Source organism: Lentzea sp. NBC_00516 (genome assembly GCF_036346835.1).
Classification (GTDB): domain Bacteria; phylum Actinomycetota; class Actinomycetes; order Mycobacteriales; family Pseudonocardiaceae; genus Lentzea; species Lentzea sokolovensis.
The window spans coordinates 2616726-2623261 of the sequence record NZ_CP107840.1 but is presented as its reverse complement, the minus strand read 5'-3'; the positions used below and the strand labels follow the sequence as shown (position 1 = coordinate 2623261).

Genomic DNA, 6536 nt, shown 5'->3' with positions numbered 1-6536 from the left:
TTGTCTGCATTACCGCCGGGCAGGTACCGGAGCGGGAACCCGCTCCGCGACCTTGGAGGAGGCAGGTGCCGTGCCACCTCCCGCGTGCCACCCCTCCGCGTGCCCCTGGGCGCATCGGCACTTCCCCGAACGCGAACGGAGCCAGACATGAGCCACCGCGTCACCTCGGTGACCCAGCTGTACGAACTGGTCAGTCAGGGCCGGATCGACAAGGCGGAAGCGGTACGCCTGGCCAGGCAGCTGCAGGAGGCCGGGCCCGCCCGGCCCGCGGTGACGCCGGGAGTCGATCCGGACGTGCTGCGGGACCGGATCTGCGACGTCCTGGCGGACAAGGTCCGGCAGCTGCTCAAGGTCAGCGCCGACGACCTCGACGTGGACGTGGACCTCAGCGAGTACGGCCTCGACTCGGTGATCATCACCCAGCTCGCGACCATGGTGAACGACGCGCTGGGCACCGACATCAAGCCGACCACGATGTTCGACCACCCGAACCTGCGCGAGCTTGCCGCGCACATCGCCGGCGAGCACGGCGCCCGGCTCGCGGACCGCCTCGGCCTGCGTCCCGCCGCCGTCCCGGTGGTGAAGGAACCGGTCCGCGAGGCCCCGCGTGCCCCCGTGCCGTCTCCCCGGCAGGTTCCTGCCACGCAGGACCGGGGAACGGACGCGGTCGCGATCATCGGCATGAGCGGCCGTTTCCCGCAGGCGGACGACCTCGACGCCTTCTGGCGCAACCTGTCCGAGGGCCGCGACTGCATCAGCGAGGTGCCCGCCGACCGCTGGAACTGGCAGGAGCTGTACGGCGATCCCTTCGCTGAGGAAGGCCGCACCACCGTCAAGTGGGGCGGGTTCATGGACGGCGTCGCCGACTTCGACCCGGAGTTCTTCGGCATCTCGCCGCGCGAGGCACGGCTGATGGACCCCCAGCACCGGTTGCTGATGCTGCACGTGTGGAAGGCGTTGGAGGACGCCGGTTACGCCGCGTCGTCACTGGCCGGCAGTGACCTGGGCATCATCGTGGGCACGGCCGGCACGGGTTACCAGCGGCTGATCGAAGAGAACGCACGGGGAGGGGAAGGCGTGGCCGCGACGGCCACCGTGCCCTCCATCGGTCCCAACCGGATGAGCTTCTTCCTCGACGTGCACGGCCCGAGCGAGCCGGTCGAGACGGCCTGCTCCAGCTCCCTGGTCGCCCTGCACCGGGCGGTGTCCGCGCTGGAGCGGGGGGAGTGCTCGCTCGCGGTGGCGGGCGGGGTCAACACGGTGCTCGTGCCGGACGGTCACATCAGCTTCGGCCGGGCGGGGATGCTCAGCGACGACGGCCGCTGCAAGTCGTTCTCGGCCCAGGCCGACGGATACTCCCGGGGCGAGGGCATCGGGATGCTCGTGCTGAAGAGGCTGTCCGCCGCCGAACGCGACGGCGACCACGTCCACGGCGTGATCCGGGCGACCGCCGTCAACCACGGTGGCCGCGCCAACTCACTGACCGCGCCGAACCCGAGGGCGCAGGCGGCGGTCATCCTCGACGCCCACCGCCGGGGCGGCATCGACCCGCGCACGGTCGGCTACGTCGAAGCGCACGGCACCGGAACGAAGCTCGGCGACCCCGTGGAGATCAACGGTCTGCGGGAGGCGTTCCGTGAGCTCTACGCCGACCACGGGGCCGAGGTCGCCGGCAGCCACGTCGGCATCGGCACGGTCAAGACCAACATCGGGCACCTCGAACTGTCCGCCGGGGTGGCCGGCGTGCTCAAGGTGCTGCTGCAGATGCGTCATCGCACGCTCGTCGAGAGCCTGCACAGCGAGACCGTCAACCCGTACGTCGAGCTGGACGGCAGCCCGTTCTTCCTGGTGCGCGAACGACAGCCGTGGGCGGCGCCGCTCGACGCCGACGGCAACGAGCTTCCTCGCCGGGCCGGCGTCAGCTCGTTCGGCTTCGGCGGCGCCAACGCGCACGTCGTGCTCGAGGAGTACCGCGCGCCCGCCGGGACGAGCGCCGAGCAGGGGCCGTTCGCCTTCGTGCTGTCCGCCAAGGAATCCACCACCCTGGTGGCCCGCGCCCAGCAGTTGCTCACCTGGATCGACGACCACGCGCCGTCCGACAGCGACCTGGCGAGCCTCGCGTACACCCTCCAGGTCGGCAGGGTGGCGATGGCGGAACGACTCGCCTTCACCGCCGCGACCGTGGAGGAACTGCGGGAAGTGCTGCGGGCGTTCGTTTCCGGCGATGCACCGGGGCACGTGCACAGGGGCAGCCCGCAGCCGAACGCGCTGTGGAAGGCGCTCGCCGCCGACGAGGACATCGCCGCCGCGATGGACACCTGGGTCGCCAAGGGCAAGCTGTCCCGTCTGCTCGAACTGTGGGCCGGTGGCTTCGACTTCGACTGGCGCCGGTTGCACGGCGACACTCCACCGCGCCGGATGTCGCTGCCGTCCTACCCGTTCAACCTGCGCCGCTTCTGGATCGCCGACGGCGGCTCGCGTGCTGTCACCGCACCGAGCGGCCGACAGCCACACGTCCTGAACGGCAGCGAGTTCTACGTGCGCGACCACCTCGTGCGCGGGGTTCCGATCCTGCCCGCGGTCGCCTACCTCGAACTGGCGAGGGAGGCGTTCACCGCCGGTGGCGAGGCGACCGGCGTGCGGCTGCGTGATGTCTGCTGGCTGCGGCCCATCGAGGTCACCGGACACTGCGGCGTCGAGGTGAGCCTCTCGTCTCCGGAGGGATCTGGAGCACGCGAGTTCGAGGTGAGGGTGGAAGGCACGGTCCACGCCCAGGGCGCCGGACAGGTCGACACGACTCTCGCCACGGCCCGGGAAACGGTTGACGTGCAACGGCTTCTCGGCTCCTGTCCGCGCGGCATGGATTCCGGTGAGTTCTACGAGACCTACGAGCGCCTCGGCATGAACTACGGCCCGGCGTTGCGTGCTGTCCGATCCCTGCACCAGGGCGACGGCGTGGCGGTGGCGAGGCTGACCGTTCCGCGCGAGGCCGAGTCACCGCTGGTGCTCAACCCCAGCGTGCTCGACGGCGCGTTCCAGGCCGTTCTGGGTGCGTGGGGTGGTGAGAGCGACGGTGTGACCGGCCGCCTGGCGCTGCCCTTCGCGGTGCGCGAGGTCGAGGTGCGTGCCGCGACCCCCGCGGACGGCTGGGCCGTCATCCGTCGCCACACCAGCGACCGCGGCGCTGACGTGCACCGGTTCGACATCGACGTGTGCGACTCGGACGGGCTCGTCTGCGTGCGACTGCTCGGCTTCAGCATCAAGTCCCTGCCGGTGCCCGCGCCGTCGTCAGACGCCCGGACCTGCCTCATGACGCAGGTGTGGGACGCCGTCAGCGTGGAGCCCGTCCAGCAGTGGCCCGCGGAACGGGACAGGGTCGTGCTGTTCGGTGGCAACGAGGAAGAGCACGCCTCGTTCCGCGAGCTCCGGCCGGAGACGGTGGTGCTGGACGCCGCGGGCACGGTCGAGGAACTGACGTCGACCTTCCCCACCGACGCCACGCACGTGGTGGTGCTGGCTCCTGCGGACGCCCGTGCGGCGTTCCGTCTGCTCAAGGCAGCCCAGGCGGCCAGCGGCGGGGAGATCGGCTGGACCGTGATCACCCGGCAGGCGAGGCTTCTGCCCGGTGACAGCGAGGCCGACCCGGAGGGCGCAGGACTGCACGGTCTGTTCGGCTCACTCGCCCAGGAGTGTCCACAGTGGCCGATCCGGGTCGTGGACGTTCCCGCCGGGGAACCGGTGCCGTGGCACGAACTGCTGGAGCTGGCCCCGCAGCCGGGCGGTGCGCTGCTGGCACGCCGTGACGGCGAGTGGTACCGCCAGAGGCTGGTGGAGCTGGCCGAGCCGGTTCCGGCCGGACCCGCGCACGAGAACCTGCGCCCGGACGACGTGGTCGTCGCCATCGGAGGTGCGGGAGGCATCGGCGTCGTCTGGACCGAACACCTGATCCGCCGGCACAAGACGCGGGTGGTGTGGATCGGCCGTCGTCCTCTCGACGACCGCATCGAAGGGCTCCGCACCAGGTTGGCGGCACACGGGCCCGCCCCCGACTACATCCAGGCCGACGCGACCGACCCGGTCGCGCTGCGCCGGGCCCGTGACGAGATCGTGCGCCGCTACGGGCCGGTGCGCGGAGTGCTGCACTCCACCATCGTGCTCGGGGACCAGAGCCTGGCGCGGATGGACGAGGAGCGGTTCGGCGCGACCTACGCCGCCAAGGCCGACGTCGCGGTGAACATCGCGGAGGTGTTCGCGGGCGACCCGCTGGACTTCGTCGTGTTCTTCTCGTCGCTCCAGTCGTTCCTCACCTCACCCGGACAGGCCAACTACGCCGCGGGCTGCACGTTCGCCGACGCCTACGCCGAGCACCTGGGCACCCGCCTGTCCTGCCCCGTCAAGGTGATGCACTGGGGTTACTGGGGCGGCGTGGGTGTGGCCGCCGACGAGGCCCACCGCGAGCGGATGGCCAAGGGCGGTGTCGCCTCGATCGAACCCGCCGAGGGAATGGCCGCCTACGACACGCTTCTGGGCTTCCAGCGCTCCCAGCTGGCGATGATGAAGGTGACGAACACCCGCGCGTTCGACGGACTTCTCAGCGAGGACGTGATCGAGCACGTCGCGCCCGTGTCACCTGAGGTGGTCGGCCTTCTGCGCGACAGCCGCGCAGCCGCGGCACTCGACCCCGCGGTGGTGGTCGATTCGACCGCCGGCCACGTGAACGAGGTGCTGGCGGAATCGCTCGTCGACTACGTGCGGCACCGCGTGGCGGACGACCCCATGACCACACTGCGGGTGCTGGAGATCGGCTCGGGTGACCGGGAGGTCCGGGACACCGTGTTCCGCCACCTCGGATCGTGGCGGGACCACCTCGAGACCTACTGCCACACCGGCCTCTCCGAGGAGTCCCTGGAGACCGTCCGGCAGGAGTTCGGCGAGACGGCGCACTACTTCGAGACCCGCGTGTTCGACGTCGGGGAACCCCTTGCCGGACAAGCGGTCCAGGCCGACACGTTCGACGTCGTCATCGCCACCGGGTTGCGGGACGTCACCCCCGACCTCCGCGTCGCGCTGCGCAACGCCAAGGCAGCCTTGCGGGCCAATGGAATCCTGCTGCTCAGCGATCCCACCTCCGTTCTCCCACGACTGCTGGCCGAAGCGGGCTTCCGCGGGACGTTCACCGCCGCGGAGGGACAGCAGGTCCTCATCGCCGAGAGCGACGGTGCCGTTCGACAGCCGAGGAACGGTGCTGGTCCCGTCGAGGTGCCCGAAACTGTCCTCATCGAGCAGGACGAGGCTCCTGGCACGGTCGCGGAGCAGGTCACGGCACTGCTGGCGGACGTCCTCGAGCTCGATCCCGCGCAGCTGGAGCTGGACGCGCCCCTGCGGCGCTACGGCTTCGACTCGATCTTCATGGCCCAGTTCCTGTCCCAGCTGAGGAAGCACGTCGACGACACCCTGTCGCTGGACGTCATCGCCGAGTGCGAGTCGCTCCGCGACGTTCTCGCCGCTGTCGGCGCGACGTCGGCGCCCGTGCTGGCGGTGGAAGATCATCCCGAGCTCATCCAGATGAACCGGGGCCGTGAGGGCAGGCCCGTCTTCTGGATCCACCACGGCAACGGGGGAGTGGAGTCCTACCGGCCGCTGGCCGAACGGTCCGGACGTCCCTTCTACGGGATCCAGCCCAGGGGATGGGCCGGGTCCGGCGAGATGCTCGGCGGACAGGTGCCGATGGCCAGGCACTACGTGTCGCTCATCCGCGCCGTGCAACCGGAGGGGCCCTACGACATCGGCGGGTTCTCGCTGGGAGGCCTGCTGGCCTACGAGGTCGTGCGCCAGCTCCAGCTGCAGGGTGCGGAGGTGAACACGCTGGTCATGCTCGACTCCCTGGACGCCCCGGCGACCAACCAGGTCAACGCCATCATGCAGGGTGGCAGGACCGAGCCGGACGCGGTCGCCAAGGTCTCCGCGTTCCGCGCGGTCAACCTCGTGCTCGGCAACAACAGCCTGAACACCGATACCGGCACGACCCCGATCCTGCACAGGGACGAGGTGGATCCGGGACTGTCCTACCCGGACTTCTTCGACTCGCTCATCAAGGCCGCCCTGGCCGCCGGGATCACCAAGACCGAGGCGCAGCTCCGCAAACAGGTCACCCAGCTCGCCCGGTACTTCGAGGCGATGCAGAGCGCGAACTACGTGACGTCGCGGCTGCCGCGGCGGGACTCGGTGTCCTGCCACTACTTCCGCAACCGCAGCGGTGAGTTCTTCGGTGAGTTCAAGGACTACATGGTGCTCTTCGACAACCCGGAGCTGCCCGGGATGGACGGCGTCGAGTACTGGCGCGACTGGAAGTCCCAGATCGACGACTTCCGCGTGACCGTGGTCGACACCAACAGCCACGCGGACGTGATGACCGCACCCCAGTCGCTGGACGAAGTACTTCGCCTCTGCGACGAGATCTACGCGCACGACACGGAAGCCGTGCAACCGGCCGCGTAAGCCTGCCCGTCCTCAGTAACCCCACTTCAAGGAGCGCT

Annotated in this window: 1 protein-coding gene; it reads left to right on the top strand. The window is 70.1% G+C overall.

Going from position 1 to position 6536, the window contains the following annotated elements:
• Positions 1 to 147 precede the first annotated feature (147 nt).
• Positions 148 to 6498 carry an SDR family NAD(P)-dependent oxidoreductase gene (locus OG205_RS11880; protein WP_330276268.1) on the top strand — a complete coding sequence of 2117 codons (6351 nt, stop codon included), beginning with the start codon at positions 148 to 150 and terminating at the stop codon, positions 6496 to 6498.
• The last annotated feature ends 38 nt before the right edge of the window (positions 6499 to 6536 follow it).